We start from the raw sequence: 24,341 nt of genomic DNA on the forward strand, positions 1-24,341 counted from the left end.
TTAACCCTTTTTAGAAAAAAGAGTCTCTGCACACTCTATTCTTCCTTTCACTGATCTGTCCAAACTTGTACTTTTACCAAAGGGTCTTCTGGTGAACGATCGTAAAGGTAAAGCTTGTCGTTTGTTATGACCACCATATACTTTTTCTTCGGGTCTAAGGGGATCTTTTGCCCTTTAAATGTAATACTTTCTATCCCTTTCATCCAGTGGTAAGCACCAAAGGTCGTATAGGCCAGTTCTGCATCATTTGCCGCTTTTACTTCTAATGGATAGGATAAAAATAGGTCCCCTTTTTCACCATGGGATTGATCAAATTTTTCAAAAAGGTGATTTAGATGCAAGTGAGATTCATATTCTGGTGACTGGATTTGATCTAAGTAGTTTCCCTTCTGTGCAAATAGTTTAGTAATCATTGAATCGTCTTCACCTGAATAACGTAAAATTCCTTGAGTTGTAAATAAATCCATATAAGTAATATTCACGTAATCTTCACCATAATACTTTCCAGCTGGACTTAATGCGTAATAAAGGTCGCCATCTTCATTCACCCAATGATCTGCACTATTTTCTATAAACGTGAGCATTTCATCTGCCAACTGTTTTGCCTCTTCATCTTGCAGCCAATGATAAAGAGCATATAAATAATTGATTTCATATAAGGCATGGTTTAAAGAAACCAAGGTCTTACCCCGTTGCTGTTCTGAGTAATAGTCGGGATACAAATAACCACCATTAAGCTGATAAACAATTCCTATTTCTTTTAATTGTTTAAAATAGTTTTTAAACTGCATCCCTTTTTCAAGCGCTTCTTGATCATCATACATCAATCCATAGCGTATTAAGAATAAGGAGGCATCGACTGACATTCTGGTATCAATATAATTGGGACCTAGTCCGTAGGCTCGATTCAAATAAGCCGCATTTACCCCTGCACGCCAAAAACCGTCTTCCCTTTGCATCTTGATCAGTGTAAACTTTGCATTATCTACAAAGTCCTCTAATAATCGGTTTGGTTTGATTTGTAAGGTTTCGATCAATAGCATGGGCACTGATGCCTGTAAACTGATATTTTTATTATGATACTCTTCTTTATCTTGATATTCTATCGGAGTATAGCGGTGAGTTCCCTCCGCTGTAACCCAAGTATTCGTCTTATGATAATTTTCACTCATCTCCCATGCTCTTTTGACAAAAGGATCCTCTAATTCTAGTTTCTCTTTACTTAAGATAACCCATTGATCTAGAGACTCCCCAGCCTTAATCTCTAAAGTAGCTTGAGGTTGGTATGCTTCCTCTGAAAGCCAGGTATGTAATTGATCATGATCGATATAATGATAGGCACGGCTTCCATACACTTGCTTATTCTCCTCGATGTTTACTTTTAGTTGTTGATCTCCTTTAGGGGAATAGGCTTTAATAAAAAAGATTTGGTCTCCAGTTGGCAGCTTTCTTTGCGTAATCACCAATTGACTGATGGTTTGATTTAGCTGATAAAATGCTACAAAACGGAATTCTTCCATATTCATTTGTTTCGTATTTCCAATCAACCGAAAATCTGTTAAGTCTCCATTCAGACTCCAACTTGCTTGAGGTAAATCTTCGCTTTTAAATTGAATCTGATTCCCTATTACATCTAGCCCTTGATAAGGTAGATCATTATTTATGGATTGTCCTAATTGTTGATAGGCATACATATAGATAAATAATGTTTTTGTTTCTTCATCCCATTGATATTTTCGTTCAATTAAGGGGCTTAATTCATTTAGAGATATATATGTAGTCCCTTTGAATAGAACAATGTCTAATTTTCTCCATAAACCTTCTTTGTAAAATTGCTTTGACTTTACTTTAATGTTTACTTTTCTTTGGTCAGGATAAAAAAGTGTAATTGTATTCGTTCCACTATTCCATCTAGATGTGATTTCAAGTTTCTTTGCAATTGCACTTAGGGGTAGATATACCTTATGATTGTTAAATAGATAATCCATATCTTGACGAATACCATCTACTTCAATCATCCCTTTTTGTAGAGAAGGGTTTGCAAAAGAAAGTTGAGGAGTAAAACTAAATACGATCATGATGACAAAAATGAGAGTAAACCACTTTTTATTCATATAGCTAAATCCTTTCTACAATAACTTTTATGAATAGTATATCCGATTTAATAGGAGAGATATTTATTGATGAGAAAAACATCGACTCTTGTCATCTTTTGGGCACTTATCATCATTTTTACATTTTTCGGTTGTGTTAACAATAACCAAACTACAAAAAAACCAATAAATATAACAACATCACCTGTGCAATATGAGTATGATGTGATCGTAATTGGTGCTGAACCAGAAGGGATAGCTGCTGCTATTGCTTCAGCTCGAAATGGTGCAGATACCTTATTGATTGAAAAAAGGGATGGGCTTGGTGGTTTATTCACCTATGGCATGTTAAATCAACTAGATCTTGGTTATGACAAAGATGGCAATCTTGCAAACCAAGGTATTTTTAAAGAATGGCATCAAATCGTAAATAACAGAGGTGCTTTCGATATCGAAGGGGCAAAAGAAGCTTTTATTCATCTTATCGGTAAAGAGAAAAATCTTACCGTTTTACTCCAAGCCAATGTACAAAAGGTTATAAAAAACGGTAATCAATTGGTTGGCTTAGAAGTGCAGGATCAAACCGGTTTACATACCTATCAAGCTAAACATTTCATTGATTCAACAGCAGATGCAGATATTGCCGCTATGGCTGGGGTTCCCTACTTCCTAGGTCAGGAGGATATTGGGTTAAAAGATACAAGAATGGCCGATACCCTTGTACTTGTGCTAAAAAATGTGGATTGGAATCGAATGAAAATGGCTGCTGAAAATGGTGTACTTGGTGGAGCAGAGGTTTATGAAAATATGGCTTGGGGATTCACTGATGTCATCAATCAATACAAACCCATTGAAGCAAATACTCGCTTACGTGCGCTTAATATTGCTAAACAATTCAACAATGGCCTTGTGACGATCAATGCTTTGCAGATTTTTAGCGAAGACGGTTTAAGTGATGAGTCAAGAAAAGAAGCGATGGAACGGGGAAAAAGAGAGTCGATCAATGTCTTAAAGTTCCTTAGACAAGAACTACCTGGCTTTGAACAAGCAGAAATTGCCCTCTATCCACCAGAGTTATATATCCGCGAAACAAGACATATCCTTGCTGAATATCAATTAACGATTAACGATATCTGGATGAATCGAGATAAATGGGATAGCATTGGTTTTGGAGCTTACCCTGTAGATTTACAAGCAACTTCTGTAAAAGGAGAAGGGGGTTATGAGAAGGTGATTACAAGACCGATCCAGTATGCGATCCCTTTTCGCTCACTCGTTCCTAATGAGATAGAGGGACTATTAGTAGCTAGTAAAGCTGCAGGCTATACATCCCTTACAGCAGGAAGTGCGAGAACTGTCCCAATTGGCATGACTGCTGGGCAAGCTGCTGGAACAGCAGCAGCTATATCAATCCAGCTTCATACAGACTTCCGGAAAATGGTTAAAGATCGTGTTCCAATCAGTGAATTACAAAGGCGACTCAAGTTGCAAGGGGCTCTTCTTTATCATTTCACCCTTTCCTATCCGTTTGAGGGGGAATGGTTTGATCAATCGATTCAACAATTATTGCCCTATGGTGTGATTCAAGCAGGCTATGAGAATGATCTATATGTCAATGAACCGATCACAAAAATAGATTTTATTGAGCTATTAAGCACAACAATAAAAAGAAGCCACCCTGAACTGTACGGGCAGCTTATAGAAGATCATCAAGATTTGATCAACAACATTCTTCAAGATGATGTATCACCCTATTTAACTAGAGATCAAATGGCAACCTTATTATTAACCATCTTCAATCACATGAAGGTCTCCCAAAGTCCATGGGAACAACTGATGAAATTGAAGTTAGTTGATAAGGAATTGGAGGCAAGACTATCTTCTAACCGTGAGGTTTTAAGAAGTGAAGGGATTTATATGGTTGCTTTTATATTGAATAGATTATCCAATGTTTCTAGTTATAAAGTTTATTAAAAAGATCCGTGCTGTAATCTCTGATGTCAGATATATTAAGCATACCATGCTTTGACTTAATCTCGTTAAAGTATTTAGCTATTAATTCCTTATCTATTATCCGATCCGATCCTTCGTTGTCATTTAAGCCCGTTCTAGTAACCCGCCATGGCTCCTCAGCATGAGTCATTTTTTCTAAAACCTTGCCACTATAACAGCCAAAATTTCTAACAATGCTATCTAAAAGCTCTTTTTCTACTGTTGTTAATTTTATCTCCCCGTACTCATAATCCTCTTCTTCAATCGGATTATAGCCATGATCTTTGTATTTATAATATATACTTCTAAATACAGGGCCATGCACCCAAGCTTCACAGTTATTGTGAAATAAATATACCCCTGTAAAGGCTTTATAAAAGCCCTGCGAATAATACAATAGCTTTTGTAGAGCTAGTGGTGTTATATCAACTGAGTTTGTTAGTAAATATTTAACAACATAATCTATTTTATCTTCCATTTCAACGGTAGTGCCTATTGAAGTTTCATTATTTTCTAAAGCATTACTTATGCGTCTATACGCTACATCTGTAATGTTATTTTTATTTTGAACTAATATCTCTTTGAGATAATTGGGGTCATTAAGGATTTTTTTAGTATATCAGAGTATTGTTTTGTGGGAATATCTCCATCTAAATACCTGGTTAATGTACCTTCTCCCCAACCTAATAACAAGGACAAAGGCCTTTTCCCTACATCATATTTTTCTAATATCAGTTTCATTTCTGATACTGAAATCAATCCTTCTTTTTCTCTATATGTTTTATCTAACATAGCTAAATTATGATCACGAATTTCAGACACAAATATTTCACTTCCACATTTGTTGCAATAAGCTTCTTTTCCTATATATTCAACAATTTTACCTTTGATGTTTTTTTGTTTTTTCTCTTCTTTAATAGAGTAATCAACCATTTCATGACATCTTTCACAAAACCCTATCATTCAGGTTTCCTCCCTTTATAATAATCTTTCATTTGATATTATCAAATCATTTACTTGAACAGATATTTAATCGGCTTATTTCTTTTATGAAAAGAGACCACTATGGTAAAGTCATCTCCTTTTCTTGTCTGAGTCATGTTTATTTTTATATATATATCAACAGATTCTAAAGTGCCCCAGTAATCTAACTCATGACACTTACTGAATATGTACAATTTCTCATGGGCAAATTCTTCTTTTTCGTTATCAACAGCGTAGCAAAAATCGTCATATTGAATTCCTAATAATATTTCCTTTTCCTTTTTTGTATCAATTCTATAGTCCTCAATAAAATTGATGTTTTCATGTCTATTTTGATTTTTAGAAATGATATACTTTCCATCTAATATTGCTTTTCTAAACTTTTCAAGATACATTTTTATTTCATCAGGAGTAAAATCTGTATATTTACATATTTTTCTTTGGCTAGAGCTCAAATTTTAGCCACTCCTCTTCCTCTATTATATTCAAATTATACACTATCTATTCCAAACTGAAAATAAAAATGTACTAATTGATACATTTAATTAAAATGTTAATTATTATAATCCTATGTCCATAATATTTATGATACGAATATATGTTCCTATTATAGCAAATATTCATAATTATACAAGTATTTTCGAGAAATTTACTTATAATTTTTAAAAATTCTAAATAACCTTTAAATACTATAATAAAAAAGGAGGTGTAGATTACCTACAACCTCCTTTTTAATTTACGGGCGAGTCTTCGCATCATATTCTTCATCTTCTGCACTAATTTTACTTTCAATAATACTATGGATAATTAACCATTTCCCCGTTTCTTCGGAATAAAATATCTCATTATCTGAAAAATATCCGGATGGGTCTTCGTTAACGATTTCTTCAAACGCCACAGTAAAATTAATATCCTCTTCCGGATAAATAGAATATAGGATGTAAGACATTGCTTCTACCCATAACCCTAGATCCTCTTCATTTTTATCATAGTTTGTATTATATGTCTTGTAATTTTCTCCTGAAATAACACCATGAACTTGAATGGTTCCTTTGCTATCTCTGTTTGCCCTGTAAAAATCAAGTTGAATTGTCCCGCTTTCAAACTCAATCGTTAGAAAATCTTCAGTATTCAATTGTTTTTCTAAATATTCTAAAGGTAAAGGTCCATCATTTGGTACATCTTCTAGATTAAATGATGCTTTTATATTCTCATATTCTTGAGCAAGAGTACCTTCGAGCCAATGTGAAATATGGTCAATTGAAACTGCAAAATTAAGATTTCCTTCTCTAGATGCCTTTGATGTAATTCCGATTACTTCACCTTTTTGATTGAATAAGGCTCCACCAGAGCTTCCGTGTGTAATAGGAGCCGTGATTTGTACAAACTGAATACCAAAATACTCTCTAAATCCACTGATTATTCCTTCAGAGATGGTATTTTGAAAGCCTTCAGGATTACCAATGGTTACAATCTTTTCACCACTTTTTGCAGTCTTTGGAGAGTTTATCTCAATAGGTTCAATATTAAATTTTTCCGTCGATTTAATGACAGCTAAATCTGTGTTTTTATTAAATACTACAATTCCTTCAATCTGATATTTTTTTCCTTCTGAGGTAGTGATTGTCCCAGCAGTCATGCCTTCTATTACATGGTAATTGGTTAAAACCAATCCATCCTTTATAATCACTCCACTTCCTAACAAACCTGCATCTGTTTTGATCAATACAACTTTCTTGTTATTAAGTTCAAATAGTTCCTGAGGGGTAAGATTCTTCTTTTCTTTAGATTTGGTAATGATGACTGTTTTTGTATTACCATCCCACGTTACTTTTGCACCTAAAGCTTCACTGACAAACCTTAATGGAACCATCGTACTTTTGTTGATAATTTTCGCTTTCTGTTCTAACTTCACTGATTTACCATTCACTAAAGCAAAGTCGTTTCCTACCACTAAGATAATAGTAGTATCTTCTTTTTGACCAATCACTGTCTTTGTATTGCCATCCCAGATAATCGTAGCTCCAAGGCTTTCAAAGATCCCTCTCATTGGTACTAAAGTTGATCCATTATCAATTACAGGAGGCTGCTGATAGGATTGAACTTCCCCATTTATTTTTACTACAATATTTGATGCAGCATCAACTTGCATAGAAAAAGCAAAGGTGAATACAAGAGTTATAAATAATAACGATAACTTTTTCATTCTTTCCCCCCATTTTACGTTTGTTCTTAATCTAAAAACCATTCGACATAAAGGACAATATTCCTTTATTATTCTTAAAATTTTGGAAAAATAGGGGATAATTATTTACTTTTTGTCGATATATGTATGATATCTAATTATAGATGTAGAATATTTGTTTAATTTACAAAAAAGCACCCAAGGATTAACCCTTAGGTGCTTTAATTTAATAACATCTAATTACTCATTATCAATAACAATTAAATCTACTAAGCCTTTAGTATTTGTATGAACATATACTTTAGAATAGTTAGTAAGTGTTTGCTCCTCAGACTTAATAGAAGCATAGGTTGTAGCAGTTACTACATCATCAGTTGTATTGTAATTGTAAACATATACTGTATCAGCTAAGTTATATGCAAAACCACCAACAACAATAGTTGTATCAGATTTAGCATCAACTTTTGTACCTGTTTTAGCACTTGCATCATAGTTAACAACTGGTACACTATCAATTTCGCCTTTAGAGTTGTATGTTACTTCAATAACATCTCCTCTAGCAGCAGAAACAACTACACCGTTTTCAGCCAACACAGTTACAGCCTTACCGTCAACAAATCCATAAACTTTGTTAACAGTATCGCCATCAGCATTAAGCACACTTGTAACTTTGTCGACCACGATTAATTGAGCATCAGATGAAGGTGTAGCAAAGCTTGCATCACTAATAAATACTACTTCAGCGTATTTTGTAGAAGAAACACCATATGCGACAGTAGTATATGATTCAGCATCTTTTAAATCAGCACCAGTAAATACTCCAGTATCACCAGTATATGGATCAACAGCATCGTTATCATAGAAGTATACTACTGTATTGCTGTTTACTACATATCCACCTAATTTAGATGCATCTTTATCATAAATTAATGCGGTAGCAGCAGCATCAGGATTTAATACTTCTAATGAATCAACTTGACCTTCAGCATTTAACTCATATTTAACCATTTTATCTTTGACACTATTTAAAACAACGAAATCATCTTTTAATGTATATGTTGCTGTAGTTACGCTATCTGTATAAACTACTTTACTTGCAACATCAAATACTTTAGTAGTACCATCAGTTAACCAAAGTTTGTATTGAAGGCCTTTTGTTCCCGCAAACGTGTCAGAAGTATCTTTAGTATCTTTTACATAAGCGTAGTTATCTGCATTGTTTTCTACTGCTTTTGCAACAAATTCAAAGATCTTACCATCATTATCAAGATAGAAAGTACCTTCTTTACCTAGTACACTGTTATCAAATGTTAGACCTGTAGTCTCATCTGCAGCTACTGAATAAGTTGTACCGCCAATTACAACTTTAGATGAAGTTACAACTTCCTCAATTTTACCATCTACTGTACTATCTAATACATTAATTGTATATAGAGTATTAGTTGCATCAGCACCAACTTGAACTTCAATTACATCATATTTGTTTAGGTCACTTAAACCAATTTCTTTGCCATCTTTTTTGATTACTACAGTGTAATTTTCATCACTTAAATCTAAACTAGTACCACTTGTAGTGTCAATTTGTTTGTCTTCTACCCATACTTTTTGAACTAAAAAAGTATCATAATCAGTAGTAAATACAAAATCATAAACTTTATCAGCATCATTATCTACTAATACTACATTACCTGAATCCGGTTCAACTTTAGAAACAGAATTCAATGTATCTTTTTGACCATTGAATACTAACTCTGCCCCAGTAATATCTAAAGTTTTAGCAATACCGTCTAAATCATATTTAAAAGCATAAGTTGTAGTATTAACTGTATCAATGTCAGAAGCTGGAACAGTCACTACAGTATTTGAACCATCTTCAACAATTACTAGATCATCATCATTAGCAAAGAATGAAACTTTATGACCTAATAATGTTGCTGCATCAGTATCATTAGCATTAAATACTACAGTAGAATCTACTGTACCATCAGCTTTTAAGACATCAATTGCAACTTGGCCATCTAATAGTTCTTTATCAGAAAAATTAACTGCTTTAGATCCAACTACAATACCTGTTTTCTTAGCAACTTTTAAATTGTCTGTTAAAAGTGTTTTACCAACTGCAACTGCATATGTTGGTTGACCGTTGAATGTACCTGTTTGAACGTATTTATCAACAAATAATGCATTATCTGCAAATTTGAAAACATCACCACGTTTTGCTGGTGCATAAGCAGATACATTGTCAACCCCATCAGTTAATCCTAATTCGATAGCTTTAACGATATAATTAGTTGGCCATCCTTCTTTAGCTACAGCTGGATCATACCCTAAAGCACGAACTAACATAGCAAGAGCTTGAGCTTGAGTTACTGGATCTTTCTCACCGAATCTTCCATCAGCGTAACCTGTAACAATACCTTGTTGTACAGCAACATTAACATAACCGCTTGCCCAATCAGCTACACCATCTTTAAATGGAGTTGCACCAGCAGAAGCTTTAGCAACAGCTTCTAATCCAAGAAGACGAACTGCCATTGCAGCAAATTCTGCACGAGTAATTGTTGAGTCAACTTTAAATGTACCGTCACCGTTTCCAGTAAGTACTTTAAGAGCAGATAGACGGTTAACTGCGTATGCATAGTCACCAAGGTCTTCTGTTGTACTTGCAGCAAACGCAGGTGTAACCATTGTAAGTACAAGTGCGAATACTAAGAATGCGTTTAATAGTTTTCTCATAACCTTTGTTTCTCCTCCTCTAATTCTGTTTGGTTGAGAGTTATTTAGTCTTTTATAGCTCTGTTCTCTCATGTCCCGACACCCCTCTCCTGAGTTGAGCACTAATCTCTATTTATATTTTTATGTCTACGGCGGTTAAACCGTAGAAACTTGTTAATATCGTCATTGGTACAATCTTCTAGAAAACTACTTAATTGATTATACAATGGGTTTTCTAGTTCGTAAAGGGTAAAGTTTCCATAAATAGTTTATCTTATATACTTCACGATTATGGGTTTTGTTTTGTCTGACTTGCTGAATATATGGTATGAATTTCCTATACAACATATTAGACGTATATTTAGCAAAAAAGTTTCACCTTTTTTTTAAAATTTTTTTTTGTCGTTTTAGCAACATGTTTTAGTATACATGGAGATAGCAAACTTTGCATTACTACCTTTGTACTAAACTGCCCAATGTTCTAAAAATGGAACCATATTTATGAGTATGCTACAATACTCTATGTGAGGTGTACTATATGTTAAAACGATATTTAACAACCAATGACTACGGGGAAAAGTCCATTACAATTCGCAAATCAGAATTTATTGGCTATGTGAAACATGCAACATCTGAAGAAGAGGCAAATGCTTTTATTGAGTCGATTAAGAAGAAGCATTGGGATGCAACTCATAATTGTTCTGCTTATGTGATTGGGGAGCATGACCAATTTCAAAAAGCGAATGATGACGGGGAACCTAGTGGAACAGCAGGTAAACCTATCTTAGAAGTAATAAAAAAAATGGGTCTAAAAGATACAGTTGTGGTAGTTACCCGGTATTTTGGCGGGATTCTGCTTGGTGCTGGTGGTTTGATTCGTGCCTATGGCAAGGCCGCAAAGGAAGGTATTTTGGCTGCAGGGGTGATCGAGAGAATCCTTTATCGACAGGTACATGTTACGATCGATTACACTTGGTATGGCAAAATGGAAAATGAGATGAAGAATCGTGGCATCACTGTACATGATGTACAGTTTCTTGAGAATGTGATGATGACTCTATTAGCGGTTGATGGGGAAGAAGATCAGCTGGTAAATATGGTTACGAATCTTACTAATGGACAAGCGAACCTCTCTATCGGGGATTCTCTCTATGTAGATAAAGCTTATCATTTATATGGAGAAGAAGAGGACGAAGAAGAGGAAATTGAGTAACAATGAAGGGTTTGTATATTCCATAAGCAACGACCTTTGGGAGTATTTCTTACCTTATTATTTATTCGAAGAAATACACGGACGACGGAGTGCGTTGGAATATACAAACCCATTTCTTTATCAACACTATCCCATCTTATCTACTCTTTATAACCCTCCACAAGAACTTAGGTAAGTTCATCATCCGACCGGCACGTGTTGGCTGTTTGATTAGACGATGAAGCCATTCTAAACCAAGCTTTTGCATCCAGACTGGCGCCCGTTTAACATTGCCTGTCAGCACGTCAAAGGTTCCGCCAACGCCCATCACGTATTGAACGGGAAGTTGATCCAAATACTTGGCAATCCACTTCTCTTGCCGTGGTGAACCTAAGGCCACAAAGAGATAGTCTGGTTCTGCTTGTTGAATTTTCCTTACAATCTTCTCATGATCCTTTTCATAGCCATCTTGAGTACCTACGACATGTAGATTTGGATAGCGTTGTTGTAGGATTTCTTCTGCCTTTTGCACAACATCAGGTGCAGCGCCATAAAGGAAGATCTTCTTCCCTTCTTGATCCGCCACTTTCACCATCTCTTCAAACAAGCCAACCCCTGTGACACGAGGAATCGGGGGTAAATCTAATATCTTGCCAGCTACCACCAATCCGACGCCATCTGCAATCAATAGGGTCGCTTTTTTTTCAATAATCGATGACAGTTCTTCATCTTGCAAAGATTTCATGATCTTTTCAGGATTTTGAGCAATCACAAATTGCTTCTTCCCTTTTTTCATTTGCTCTCGAAGATAATTAACAGCTTGCTGCATATTTACTAGATTGACAGGTTTGCCTAATATTCTAACCTTTCTTAATTCCATCAATTCTTGTGTATCCATCGTTATCCCCTTATAGGTTCACTTACTTTTTAGACATGAGATTGCTTTAAATTGCAAAATAATCAAAGCCTAGTTCTTTGACCGTTGCTTTATCAAATAAATGCTTGGTATCGATTAAGATCGGTTGCTGTTCCATTTTTTCTTTGATCCAGTTGAGATCAAGATTGTCAAATTCCATTTGTTTTGCTAAAACAATCAACGCATCGGCATGATCAACGGATTGTTCTAATGAATCGACTGCATAGGAAACATGGGAATGGGTTGCAGGATCAAATGCTTTTACATTTGCCCCTCTGTCTACTAGAATTTTGCAAACATCATGAGCAGGGCTGATCCGATCGTCGTTAGAATAATCCTTCATTGCTAAGCCTAAGACACTCACTTCTGCACCTTGTAATGTTTTTCCTTGCTTCTCCAACATGTATTCTAGCATATCTACAATTCGATGAGGGACTTGATCATTGATCATTCTTGCCATTTGTAACAAGGATAGATCAATATTTAATTCTTCTTTCTTAGGACGTAGATAATAGTAAGCGTTTGGTAAACAGTAACCACCTACACCTGGACCAGGAATAAGTAGATTGACTCGTTTATGGGTATTGGCCATCCGGAAAGTTTCCATGGTATCGATACCTAGTGCTTGGCAGAATTGAGCAAATTGGTTTGCCATCGCAATATTAACATCACGAGATACGTTCTCAAACACTTTTGCTGCTTCAACGATTTTCATATCAGAAGCGATATGGATTTCTGCTTTAGAAATGAGGCGTAAGACCTCTTTTGCTTTTTCCGCACTTTCTGGCGTGATTCCAGCCACTACAGTTGGCATGTTTTCAAATTCTTCAAAAGCTTTACCTTCCGCAATACGCTCTGAAGCATAGGCAAGGTAAAAATCTTTACCAGCAATTAGTCCACTTTGTTTTTCTAAAATAGGTTTGGCAATTTCTTCTGTTGTGCTAGGTACAACGGTGCTACGAATAATGACGACATCACCTTGTTTTAAGCCTTTACCAAGGTCCATCATAGCTGATTCAAAATAATCATATACAGGCATGCCTTCTTTTACAGGAAGGCCTACGGTCACAATATAAGCATAAGATTCTGCAAAGGCTTCGTTATAGTCTGTTGTTGCTTTAAATGTACCTACAGTTAATGCATCCTTCAAGATGTCTTGGATGGGTTTTCCGTTATATTGTTCTAAGTGATAAGTCACCCCGTTATTCAAATCTTCAATTAAGGATTGATTTACATCTAAGCCAATCACATCATAGCCACGCATGGCAAAGCTTAAAGATAAGGGTAACCCTACAAAACCTAAGCCAATCACTGTAATTTTTTTTCTTTCCATGAATATTCCCTTCTTTACTTATTTATAAGTACTACATGATATAAGTTTGTATATACAAACCCAAAATGATAAGTAATTTAAACTCTATATTTAAACATTATTTAAGCAACTGTTTGGCAATCTCAGCATTGGTTAAAGCGATTTTTTTCATTTCTTCAACAGGTCGTTTCATCTGTTCGCTTATCTCATGGCGATTAGCCATCCAGTCTTTCAATCGCTGAGTAAAATCTTGTTCCTTTTCCTTGATTCTTTCGATCGGCCAGCTGTATTGGTCGATCTTTGCCCTCTCCATAAACCGAAAGACCTTTGGATCATAAACAAGGCCAAAGGAAGGAACATGAGATATGGCACTTAAGATAATGGCATGTAAACGCATGGCGATGACGCCATCCATTTCCTTTAACATCGCTGCCATTTGTTCTGGGGTATAGGTGCCTTTTACAAGATAGGCTTCTTCACTTCCTAGTTCATTTAAGATCTGTTGGCTAATCCTTTCATCTTCGCCAAATTGAAAAGGAAAAAAGATGATCTGTACATCATACTCTTCTTGCAACTGTTTTAAGGAACGAACAAGAGTTGGGATATATTGATGGTCTCCATCCCAGGAACGTAAGGAGATGCCTAGCTTGATCTTTTCCTGATTGATTGGAATCTCTGCCTGCTTGAGTAGTGCTAATCCATCTGATTCAATCTGAATCCCTAAAGCAGGATCTGCTGTTACTTCTGTAGGTGGACGATTTACACCAACTTCCTTTAATAACGCTAATGAGGGTTGATCACGAACCGTAATCCATTCCACACGATTGGAGATCAAACGAACTAAACGTTGTGCTTTACTGGTTCGTAATGGTCCAATTCCTTGGGCATAGTACATCACAGGCGTGCCTGCTAATAAAGCAATCATCACTCGGCTTAACCAATAAGGAACGACTCGACTAGAATAGTCTTGTAGTAAACCACCACCACCAAGGATAAAAAGTTGGCTTTTGCGAAATTGCCGATAGATGGCACCTAAGCCATCAAAACGACGACCAATATAAAGGCTATTGACCCCATGAATCTGTTTGGTTTGTTCTGGATCACGGCTAAGAACGGTAATATCTATCATTCCTTGCTGTTTGAGGGCATGAATCATGCCGGTGAGAATCGCTTCATCTCCTGTATTGTTCGCCCCAAAATAGCCTGCGATCGTAACACCTTTCCTCATGATTCCACCTCTTTTTTTCTCGCAGATTTTTTTCCAACTTGTACTTCTTTATATACTTCGATTGTATTCTTAATAAATTGTTCGGCAGTAAAATGTTTTAATAATGTTTGATAACCATTTACCGCTAGCTTTTGTTTTAATTCAGGTTGGACCAAAATCTCCTGAATTCGAGCAGCAAATTGTTCAATATCTCCACTTGGTACATAAAAACCATTTCTTGCTAGTTGAATCACTTCTGACATGCCTCCTACATCAGTTACAACGACAGGAGTATGAGATGCCATCGATTCTAGCAATGTAATCGGTAAACCCTCCATATTGGAAGTTAATAAGAACAAATCTGCTTCTGATAATAGAGGGTAAATATCTTTGCGAAAGCCAAGAAAGCTAACCTGTTGTTCAATATTTAGTGAATGAGCCATTTCCTTTAGTTCAGCATGTAGTGGCCCATCGCCAACGATCACACCATGAAAGGGGATGCCATTTTGTTTTAATACGGCAAAAACCCGTAATAGCATCGTCTGATTTTTAACCCTTTCCAAACGGCCAATGGTCATTAAGATCGGAATATCCTCTTTAAGACCTAGTTCCTTTCTTAAAAAAGGTTCTGGTTTTGTGCCGATTGGAAAATCTGGGGATAATCCATTGTATACCACCTTGATTTTTTCAGGACATATCCCATCTTGTTCTAACTCTTTTTTTAAAGAGCCTGCAACAGCGATGAATTTCTTGGTAAAAGACCTTGTTAATTTTTCAATCCGATGATAAAAAAGCTTCTTTAATGGATGAGCATAATCATGATAAATCGAGCTATGGATGGTCGTAAGTACCGGTATTCCTGTCATTCGCGTTGCTAATCGACCGATAAAATTAGCCCGAACCCCATGGGTATGCACGATATGTGGTTTTTTCTTCTTGATATATTTATGAAGCTGTTGAATGGCACGCAAATCTAAGATATGCTTCATCGGGAAAATGGTGACTGGAATCGAATGGGCTCGTGCTGATTCTGCAACCACATCATCAATAAAACAAACGATTTCCACTTGGATTCCCTTTTTTAGTAATTCTTTTGAAAGGGTAATGATGTGATTCCGGGAGCCCCCTTTTTCCCCACCACCAATCACTTGCATGATTTTCATAGATTACACTTACCTTTCGGAAGTGTTAGATATTCTAACGCGCTCCGTTGTTCGCGGTTTTCCATGATTAAAAAAGAAGGAGGGAAAACTCGCTCTCAAAGGTCGCTGCTTTTAGAATATCTAACACTTAGAGATTTTATAGGTAAGAAAGCCTACGCTTTCTTTTTTGTTTTCCAATGTAGGGCGAAGAGCATTCCGATAAAGGCATAGAAGTAAACGGCATCGGTTAATGCCTCTAAGATGCTTGCCGTTACGTTTTCGATCGCCATGGTCATGATGGCACCAGCAATCCCCATCAAATACACCTTTTGTTTCACTTCTGTTGCCTTGCCATACATGATATGAGCAACGAGCATAATGCTAAGAATTAAAGCGATAAAAGCAATTGCGCCCAGAATCCCCATTTCTGCTCCAAGTTTAATATAATGATTATCTACCCAAGTGGCAAATGGAATATTATGCCTTTGGGGAACAGAATCGCCAAACATCCCTAACCCCACACCAAAAATAGGGTTTTCTTTTATTTTTTCAAAGGCAGCCATCCAAAAGGCTATCCGTCCATATTCACTGCTCATCTGATAATAAGTAGGGTCAAATAATTTCGCAAAACGATTGATGACACTCTCTGGCATGACAAAAGGTGTGATCGCTCCTACCACAGGTAAGGCAAGTAACCACCACTTGTTCCATCTAAAAACAAAGAATATAGCCATCACAAAGAAAGCAATCCAAGCACTTCTTGAAAAAGTAAGGAGTAAAGCAATTAAAATTGGAATCGTAGCTAGAAAGTAAAAGATTTTCTGTTTCTTATCCTTTAAAAATAAGAAGGATGCGACAGTAAAGGAAAGAATCATATTAAAATACCCAGCTAAGGCATTGGGATTGCTAAAGATGGATACGATACGAAACTGTTCCGCATCTTTTTTATGTTCCCAACGTACGCTGTCAATTTTAAAAATATATTGGATGATACCAGCAATCGCAATCAATACCGTACTAATCACTAAAATCTGAATAAAACGGTCGATCATTTCTTCATCATCTAAGGTATATAAGGTAAGTAGAGCAAATAGCATGGGCTCAAAGACCACTCTACCCGCATCAATACTTACAGATAGCGGAACCACATTGACAATTATCGATCCGATAGAAAAGAATAAAAAGGTATAAAAAGGCCATTGAACATATTTTGGAATCGCTACATATCTTGGTTCATTTCGTTTTTCAAACCATACTGCAACGATGATTAATAGTAAGAAAAGATCATCCCATACACTTCCAATAAACGAGGGTAGACCCAATCGTATCCCGAAATCTAACCAAGGGTAGATTGCGAGAATCCATAACAAACGGTGTAAATTCTTCATAATGTCGGTTTTCCCGCCTTTCTTTAATTCTTACGCAGTAATTTCTTAGCACGTGTTTTTAACCAGTCTACTTCCGGAGTATCCATTTTAAATGTAAGGAAAATATACAGCAAACCGCCAATGGCTAGACTTACAAAGGTACGAAGCCAAAGTTCTATACCCATCGGCTTTGACCAAATCAAGAGAAGCCCTTGATAACTCCCCCAAGTGATAGCGGTAAAAATCAAAGCATTGCGCCAAATTTTCCACCAAATTTTCCTCTCTTGTGTGACGTCTAATGTTCCAATCTTTTTCACTAGCTTACGTCTTAAACGAATGTAAGCAATAATCGAGGAAATGGAAGTTGAACCAGCAACAGCGATCATCCCTAATCTTGGCACAAAGATCACCATTAACGCTACATTGATCGCTACTAATATAACACTATTAACCACAGGTGTCCAAGTATCTTGCAATGAATATAAGGCCCTTGTAATCACATCACGCATAGCAAAGGGCAGGATCGTAAAGGAATAGGCAGCCAAGGCAATTGCTGTTAATTGAGCAGCATCTGCATCAAATTGTCCCCTTTGAAACAAGATCGAGATAATCGGTTCTGCTAAAGCCACAAAAACACCAATCACAGGCAATAGTAGAATGCCTAATAGATGATAGCTCCGTGATAATAATTCCTTTGTCCCTTCGATATCCTGCTTGGAGATCTTATCTGCAATCATGGGGAATAAAGGTAAAACCATCGAACCAACAAACAAACTAAGTGGCAGCTGTGTTACCCGATTGGCATAGTTTAATGCGGCTAGACTTCCTTCTGGTAAGGTAGATGCCAACATTCGATCGGCAATCGTATTTAATTGAAAGGCACCAATACCAATAAAGATAGGAAGAATTAGCTCCCCCACTTGCTTAATATCTTCATTCCACCATATTCTTGGTTGAAAGGAAATCCCCTTCTTGATCGTAACAAAAAGTGCTAGAATTAACTGCAACCCAATCCCGACCGCCATCCCGATGATTAAACTTTTGACCCCATAAGACTTGGCAAAAAATACAGTAGCAATTATCACCCCTGTACTATAAAAAAATCGGCCCAAGACTAGGGATGAGAAAGTGCTGATAGGCATTAAGGATCGATGAAAACAAACTGATTAAGCCAATCGCAATCAGTGCTGGGATAATGATTTGGATCATTTCAACCGTTAGATTTTTTGCTTCTTCACCAAACCCCATTACATAAACCCCTGCAAACTCTTCAACAAAGAGGAAAAGCAAGGAAGCAAGCCCGATCATTACAAGACTTGTTAAGGTAAACGTACTACTAACCAGTTTTTTTAAACGTTCGGTTTCTTTTTGGTTCCTTAAGCGAATAATCAAAGGAATTAAAGCGGCAGATAAAGCTCCACCAGTAATGGTTAATAGCAAATTGGGAATTGTCGATACCGCTACAAAAATATCTGCTTGGTGGCTTGTCCCAAACTCTGCAGCAATAAATACTTCTCGTAAAAAGCCAATGATTTTACTTAAAAAGGTAACGCCCATTAAAAGAATCGTTGCACCTAGTATCTTCTTAGCTTGTGACATATGTTCTGTTCTCCTCAGCTTGTCCCTCTTCAATATATTTAACCGCTTGTTGCCATCTTGCATCCCAGGAATTGGCTTTGCCAATCTCTTGTCTTTTTTCGATTCTTTGCTTTTCTTTTTCACTGGATTGAATGGTTCGGCGAATCGCTTCGATCATTTCCTCGTCATTTCCGGCAATCTCTACCACCTCTTGATAAGCAACAACTTCTGGTAAAGGTGTAGAAACCACTGGTTTTCCTGCAGATAAGTATTCAAATAGTTTAATTGGATTGACGCTTTCTGTAAGTTTGTTAATCTTAAACGGAATCAAACAAGTATCAAAATGAGCAATATATTCAGGCAGCTGCTGATAAGGTTTAGCCCCTAGCATCGTCACATTGGGCAATTGTTTTAATTCATCCACATTAGTTGCAACAGGACCAATAAAGACAAAAGAAATGTTTGACATTTGCTTTGCTACGCTTGTTACAAGGGGAATATCGATCCAGTCACTAATTCCTCCGACAAAGCCAACGATCGGATGAGGAACTTGCTGTAACTCTTCTGGAATTTCGACTATGCCAGCATCTGTGCCTTTTCCTTCTCCTTTTGCTTTTCCTTCTCTGGCAAAATGCTCATATTCTGCTCCATTTGGAATCAAGTAAAAATGTTTGCTCCAATCTTTGCGATCTTCCATCAATTGTTTTGCAGTGGCAAAACAAAGATCTGCTTGTCCCATTAATTCCTTTTCCATTTGGTAAACTAGGTCTGCATTGATTAACCCTGTAAAAGCACCATGATCATCGACACAATCATATATGACTTTACGGAAATTAAAATAAGGGAGAAGGTCTACTGCATTGGGTAAAAAAGCATACAAATCGATTTGAATAGGTTCTTGATTCCCATCGGAAAATTTTGTTTTCAATGCCCGTTTGATCGTTTTCGCTATCCACCATTGATTGATTTTGTTAATCACACGAATTTTATTGCCAAAGGGTAAGGTAGGAGGTGGTGCCAACAAATAGACTCCATCTTCTACATAGCGTAATCCTTTTAACCAATTCCTCCAACGATTTAACATCTGTTTATTTTTCAATGGTGCAATCAATGTTGCAGGTGGTTCTAGATAAATCACTGTCCACCCAGTCTTTGCACTTCTTCTCATGAAATGGTGGGGACGGTGCTGAATTCCTTCCCATTCCCCTGCTGAGATGGCAAGCATGATTTTTTCCATCCTCTTACCCCTTTCGTTAAGTTTGTATATTCTAACGCGCTCCGTTGTCCATGTATTTCATACAAACCCCATGCATTATTCTTAAAGATTTTGTGTTTGCAGTTATAGAAAAATCTTTCCCTAAAGGGAAAGAAGAATCTACAACATTATTGAACGAGATTACTCAAATTGTTTTACACTGCTATATTTATCTAAATGTTCCAAAACCTTTTGTTTGTCTTCCTCATCATAGTAATAATACCAGAGATTGTCCCGTGAAGATCTCCCTGGCGTTCCACTTAAGGTCATTGGATGCCAATCTGCCTTGGAAAAACTATGATAAGTTTTCATAATTGAGAATAAGTCCTGTTTAGATAAATCAGTACTAATATGTTCGCCTAAAATATCTAAAAGCTTTGGTGCCTTCAGAATCGTTTTTGCACTGACAGCTTTTTCTGCTAAAGCTCGAATTACATACTGTTGCCTCTTAATCCGACCAAAATCCCCTTCTGCATCATGACGATAACGAACATAGCCTAATAATTCCTCGCCATTCAAATGGTGAAATCCGGGGGTTAACTCTACTTGAATATCACTGGCAATATAGTACATACTAGATGGCGTATAAACTTCTAAGCCACCCAAGGCATCGACAATTTCTGTAAATGCAACAAAATCTATCGCAATATAGTTGTCAATCGTGATCCCAAAGTTTTCTTCAATCGTTGCTTCTAATAACGGTATCCCACCATAAGCCATCGAGTGGTTAATTTTTTGATATCCGTATTTAGGAATACGTACATAAGTATCCCTTGGAAAAGAAACAGTTGCTACTTGCTTTGTCTTTGGATCAATCCTCATCACCATGATCGTATCTGACCTAGCCCCTTCAAAAGACTGATCTTCTCTGGCATCTACCCCTAATACAAGTACATTCAGTGGCCGATCAAAGGAATTGGTAAACAGATCAGAAATCCCAAATTCATTATCCTGTGTTTGATCTGGTTTTTCCCCTTGTGCATTGCGAAAGATGCTTGAACCAAATTGATTAAATGTATAAAAAAGATATCCCCCTAATAAAAGGGATAAAACCAAAAAAGAAAGAAGGGAAATCTTTATTCCCTTTTTCCACTTATTTTTATTTTCTTTTCTTTGATTCCATCTGTCTGTTCTCTTTAAGTGATTATTCATCTAATTCATCCTTTACGCATTAACCTCGGATATGAGGCTTATTGACTGCAATCCCAAATAACCAACTACCCACTCCTACAATAAAACGAGTCACTGGTTTTTTTGTTTCACCAAGGATTCCTGTCCATTCCACCCCAATTAAGACGAAAAGAACAAGAATGGTCATCACAATAATCCCGATCCATACCGTGGTTTGCGATAAAAAGATGGCTGCCAAGCTAAACAAGATATTGATTCCATAAATAATCAGCACTGTTTTACGATGGGAAAAGCCCATATCGATTAAGCAATGATGAAGATGTTTTTTATCTGGTGCCGTAATTGGTAATTTTAAGCGAAAACGGCGAATGATCGCAAAGATCGTATCAAAGATCGGCACTCCTAAAATGACAATCGGAATCAAGTAAGAAACGACGGTAATGTTTTTAAAACCTAAAATCGACAAGGTCGAAAGGAAAAATCCCAGATATAATGAACCGGAGTCTCCCATGAAAATTTGCGCCGGATAAAAGTTAAAGAATAAGAAACCGATGGTAGCACCTAATAAGACTAATGTGATGATTGCAACCATAGTATTTCCCATTATTAAAGACATAATAAATATTGTTGATAAAGCAATGGAAGAAACACCTGCAGCTAATCCGTCTAATCCATCAATCAGATTTAAGGCATTGGTGATACCCACAATCCAAAGGATAGAGACCAACCAGCTCCATTCACCTAAATAGATGATTTTATAAAAGACTGGAACAGTAATAAATTGAATTTTTACCCCACCAGATACAACAATCGCTGCAGCGATGATTTGAAAGACTAATTTCGTTTTTGCAGACAAAGGCTTAATATCATCGATGATTCCTGTGATCACGATCACAAGACTACCTAAAAGTATCCATAACAACGGTTCCTCGGTTTCATGTGCAAAAAGAATTAAGCCAATTGTCGTTGCTAGAAAGATGGCTACCCCACCCATTCGAGGCATCACCTTTGTATGCACCTTTCTTGCATTTGGATGGTCAACTGCACCTATTTTTATCGCTATTTTTTTTATAATCGGTGTCAATAGTATGGACAATACTAACGGAACTCCAAAAATGAAGAACCAAGTCATGATTGATCCCCTTCTTTATCTTTCTTTTTTTAAAAAACACTAGATTTAATCCAAACTTGATTGTATTATAAAAATCGTACACAAGACAAGAGCTATTTTTCTTGAAATTGTAAATACGAGCAGAAAGGAACATACATAATGAAAAAAATTTGGCTTCTTTCTTCGATTGCCGCAGTTATTCTCTCTCTTTATATTGGAATGGCCATTCGAACAGAACACCCAATGAATCAGTTATATGATTCAGTCATAGACAAAATCAATCATACTCATGTAGTGAACTTTAAATCTGGTTTTGCAGTGAATCAATATAACAATGGCCAAATTACCGAACAATGGCAGATGAAGCGGGAAGGAACCTATGATGCCTGGAGTAAATATCTAAACTTCCGTAATGTCTTACAATTTACAAATATAGATCAGCAAGACAAAGAAGAAGTAGAGGAAAAGACCTCTTTATCCCAAGATCCAAAGGGAAATATGATTTTACTCCCGATACAAGAGACCTTTTTTAAAAACGGGCTTTATCTCACCCAAAATCGAGAAACAGGCCTTTGGACTTCTCAATCAAAAGATTCGTTTCAATTGTTAGAATTATTGCCGTTGAATGCGGAATTGTTAAATCGTTATGCCAAACACTATAAATCAGAAAACCGTGGTAAATTCGTCGTCTTCTTTTTCTCAGTCGATCCGAATTATTTATCAAGGACATTTCCAACGATTTTAGAATCAGATAACCTTTCCTTCCCAATGCGTTTTAAAGAAGGAACGATCAAAATGTTAGCTTACCCTGATTCCTTATTACCAAGAAGAGTCTATTCGATCTACAAAATCGAAAACCTTGAAACCGGTGAAGTGTTTGAATATAACATCGACACCTATTTTAGTGAAAATGAAGATTATCAAGATCTGGAAGAACCAGCTATTCCTCAGGATGTTTTAGAGCGAGCGAAAGCGATCAAGTAAATACAGATTTGTATATTCCAACACGCTCCGTTGTCGATACACTCCAAAAGTCGCTACTTATGGAATAATTCATATCCTAGTATCTAAATAGTCAATGTAGAAGAAGAGCTAGATATTGATTCTTGGCTCTTTTTTTCTTTGGTGTCAGTAACCATATTCATTGTTGTCAAAATTGATATCGTTAGCCTTGAATCGTCTGTTTAAGTCCTTCGGCTAAGGAAGTGTTGGCTTGCCAATGTAAGGCTTTAGCTGCTTTTGTCGGATTTAAACAACTGTAGACAATATCTCCTTCTCTTTCAGGACCATGAACAAATTCTACCTGTTTTTCAAAGGCTGCTTCTAATTGTTGAATAAGCTCTAATAAAGATGTTTCTTTACCCATGCTAATATTGACGATCGCTTGACTACCTTCTGTCATCGCTGCAAGATTGGCTTTGGCAACATCGCCAACATAGATATAATCCCTTGTGTGCCTTCCATCGCCATTGATCGTAAGCGTTTCTCCCTTTTTCAACTTATCAACAAAGATAGAAACCACTCCACCCTCTCCTTCTGGTGTTTGTCGTGGGCCATAGATATTAGCATAACGTAAAATCGTATAATCGATGCCATACATGCGATGGTAAAGCATGATATATTGCTCTGCAATCCACTTGGATAATCCATAAGGGGAAACGGGTTGAATCGGATGCTCCTCGTTAATGGGTAATGACACGGGATTCCCATAGATGGCCGCTGAGGAAGAATAGATGATTTTCTTAGAGCCCACCTTCTTCATTAAATCTAAAATGTGAAGCGTTCCTGCCACATTCACCGACTCATCATATAGTGGATCCTTGATCGATGGGGGAACCACCGATTGTGCCGCCAGATGATAAATGATCTCTGGTTTTTCTTGTTCAAATACCTGATCTAGTTCATGTGAACGAATATCTACTTGATAAAAACGAGCCTTGGGGTTAAGGTTTTCCTTTTTCCCAGACGTCAAATTATCTACAATACTCACTTCATGTTGTTGTTCAATCAATAAATCTACAATATGGGAACCGACAAACCCGGCTCCACCTGTTACTAATACTTTCATGACTTCACCTCAATAAATTAGACGTGTCTTATGCAGATAAAGTTTCAAATTCTTCTCTATTTTACATCCGATTTTGTTATACGTCATTAGGTT

At 36.6% G+C, this 24,341-nt stretch carries 20 protein-coding genes; 3 read left to right on the forward strand and 17 right to left on the reverse strand.

The window, feature by feature from the left end; all coding sequences use genetic code 11:
• Window positions 1-47: 47 nt before the first annotated feature.
• Window positions 48-2,114, reverse strand: a complete 2,067-nt coding sequence (locus U473_RS11085; protein ID WP_068726349.1) for a copper amine oxidase N-terminal domain-containing protein — start codon at window positions 2,112-2,114, stop codon at window positions 48-50.
• Between the two features lie 69 nt (window positions 2,115-2,183).
• On the opposite strand from U473_RS11085, the gene U473_RS11090 reads away from it, so the two are divergent.
• Window positions 2,184-4,067, forward strand: a complete 1,884-nt coding sequence (locus U473_RS11090; protein ID WP_068726351.1) for an FAD-dependent oxidoreductase — start codon at window positions 2,184-2,186, stop codon at window positions 4,065-4,067.
• On the opposite strand, the gene U473_RS15270 is transcribed toward U473_RS11090, so the two are convergent.
• The 5 genes from U473_RS15270 to U473_RS11110 all read right to left on the reverse strand — a co-directional run bounded on the left by U473_RS15270 (window position 4,048) and on the right by U473_RS11110 (window position 10,062).
• Window positions 4,048-4,563 carry a Panacea domain-containing protein gene (locus U473_RS15270; protein WP_235589108.1) on the reverse strand — a complete coding sequence of 172 codons (516 nt, stop codon included), beginning with the start codon at window positions 4,561-4,563 and terminating at the stop codon, window positions 4,048-4,050. The two genes, U473_RS11090 and U473_RS15270, sit on opposite strands and share 20 nt — an antisense overlap.
• 92 nt (window positions 4,564-4,655) lie before the next feature.
• Complete coding sequence (locus tag U473_RS15275; protein WP_235589109.1) at window positions 4,656-5,048, reverse strand: hypothetical protein; 393 nt, start codon at window positions 5,046-5,048, stop codon at window positions 4,656-4,658.
• 50 nt (window positions 5,049-5,098) lie between these two features.
• Entirely contained in the window at window positions 5,099-5,524 is a 426-nt protein-coding gene (locus tag U473_RS11100) for a hypothetical protein (RefSeq protein ID WP_082732510.1), read from the reverse strand.
• Between the two features lie 281 nt (window positions 5,525-5,805).
• Window positions 5,806-7,275 carry a stalk domain-containing protein gene (locus tag U473_RS11105; RefSeq protein WP_068726353.1) on the reverse strand — a complete coding sequence of 490 codons (1,470 nt, stop codon included), beginning with the start codon at window positions 7,273-7,275 and terminating at the stop codon, window positions 5,806-5,808.
• A 219-nt stretch (window positions 7,276-7,494) separates the two neighbouring features.
• Entirely contained in the window at window positions 7,495-10,062 is a 2,568-nt protein-coding gene (locus tag U473_RS11110) for an S-layer homology domain-containing protein (protein WP_068726355.1), read from the reverse strand.
• 445 nt (window positions 10,063-10,507) lie between these two features.
• Here U473_RS11110 and U473_RS11115 point away from each other — a divergent pair, with 445 nt between their 5' ends.
• Window positions 10,508-11,182, forward strand: a complete 675-nt coding sequence (locus U473_RS11115; protein WP_068726357.1) for a YigZ family protein — start codon at window positions 10,508-10,510, stop codon at window positions 11,180-11,182.
• 136 nt (window positions 11,183-11,318) lie between these two features.
• Here the strand turns inward: U473_RS11115 and U473_RS11120 are convergent, their stop codons facing one another.
• The 10 genes from U473_RS11120 to U473_RS11165 all read right to left on the reverse strand — a co-directional run bounded on the left by U473_RS11120 (window position 11,319) and on the right by U473_RS11165 (window position 22,201).
• Window positions 11,319-12,059, reverse strand: a complete 741-nt coding sequence (locus tag U473_RS11120) for a WecB/TagA/CpsF family glycosyltransferase (RefSeq protein ID WP_082732512.1) — start codon at window positions 12,057-12,059, stop codon at window positions 11,319-11,321.
• 46 nt (window positions 12,060-12,105) lie between these two features.
• Window positions 12,106-13,410 (reverse strand): nucleotide sugar dehydrogenase, encoded by a 1,305-nt coding sequence (locus U473_RS11125; protein WP_068726359.1) that lies wholly within the window; start codon window positions 13,408-13,410, stop codon window positions 12,106-12,108.
• Between the two features lie 97 nt (window positions 13,411-13,507).
• Window positions 13,508-14,617, reverse strand: a complete 1,110-nt coding sequence (gene csaB / locus U473_RS11130) for a polysaccharide pyruvyl transferase CsaB (RefSeq protein WP_068726362.1) — start codon at window positions 14,615-14,617, stop codon at window positions 13,508-13,510.
• Window positions 14,614-15,759 carry a glycosyltransferase family 4 protein gene (locus tag U473_RS11135; RefSeq protein ID WP_068726364.1) on the reverse strand — a complete coding sequence of 382 codons (1,146 nt, stop codon included), beginning with the start codon at window positions 15,757-15,759 and terminating at the stop codon, window positions 14,614-14,616. The genes csaB and U473_RS11135 overlap by 4 nt, the downstream gene beginning before the upstream one ends.
• A 152-nt stretch (window positions 15,760-15,911) precedes the next feature.
• Window positions 15,912-17,126, reverse strand: coding sequence for an O-antigen ligase family protein (locus U473_RS11140; RefSeq protein ID WP_068726367.1), 1,215 nt, complete (start codon window positions 17,124-17,126; stop codon window positions 15,912-15,914).
• Between the two features lie 23 nt (window positions 17,127-17,149).
• A complete protein-coding gene (gene murJ, locus U473_RS11145) occupies window positions 17,150-18,190 on the reverse strand; it encodes a murein biosynthesis integral membrane protein MurJ (RefSeq protein WP_161937329.1) in 1,041 nt (346 codons plus the stop codon).
• A 7-nt stretch (window positions 18,191-18,197) separates the two neighbouring features.
• Window positions 18,198-18,704 carry a lipid II flippase MurJ gene (locus U473_RS11150; protein WP_068726371.1) on the reverse strand — a complete coding sequence of 169 codons (507 nt, stop codon included), beginning with the start codon at window positions 18,702-18,704 and terminating at the stop codon, window positions 18,198-18,200.
• Window positions 18,691-19,920: a glycosyltransferase gene (locus U473_RS11155; RefSeq protein WP_068726373.1), complete on the reverse strand. Its 1,230-nt coding sequence runs from the start codon at window positions 19,918-19,920 to the stop codon at window positions 18,691-18,693. Before U473_RS11155 ends, U473_RS11150 begins: the two co-directional genes overlap by 14 nt.
• 159 nt (window positions 19,921-20,079) lie before the next feature.
• Complete coding sequence (locus tag U473_RS11160; RefSeq protein ID WP_068726375.1) at window positions 20,080-21,090, reverse strand: LCP family protein; 1,011 nt, start codon at window positions 21,088-21,090, stop codon at window positions 20,080-20,082.
• Window positions 21,091-21,109: 19 nt separating this feature from the next.
• Window positions 21,110-22,201 (reverse strand): MraY family glycosyltransferase, encoded by a 1,092-nt coding sequence (locus tag U473_RS11165; RefSeq protein ID WP_068726378.1) that lies wholly within the window; start codon window positions 22,199-22,201, stop codon window positions 21,110-21,112.
• A 138-nt stretch (window positions 22,202-22,339) separates the two neighbouring features.
• Here U473_RS11165 and U473_RS11170 point away from each other — a divergent pair, with 138 nt between their 5' ends.
• Window positions 22,340-23,164, forward strand: coding sequence for a hypothetical protein (locus tag U473_RS11170; RefSeq protein WP_068726380.1), 825 nt, complete (start codon window positions 22,340-22,342; stop codon window positions 23,162-23,164).
• A gap of 181 nt (window positions 23,165-23,345) precedes the next feature.
• On the opposite strand, the gene U473_RS11175 is transcribed toward U473_RS11170, so the two are convergent.
• On the reverse strand, window positions 23,346-24,248 hold the full coding sequence (locus U473_RS11175; protein ID WP_068726382.1) for an NAD-dependent epimerase/dehydratase family protein: 903 nt from the start codon (window positions 24,246-24,248) through the stop codon (window positions 23,346-23,348).
• Between the last annotated feature and the right edge of the window lie 93 nt (window positions 24,249-24,341).

The organism is Tepidibacillus decaturensis, from assembly GCF_001561915.1.
In the GTDB taxonomy this organism is placed as follows: domain Bacteria; phylum Bacillota; class Bacilli; order Tepidibacillales; family Tepidibacillaceae; genus Tepidibacillus_B; species Tepidibacillus_B infernus.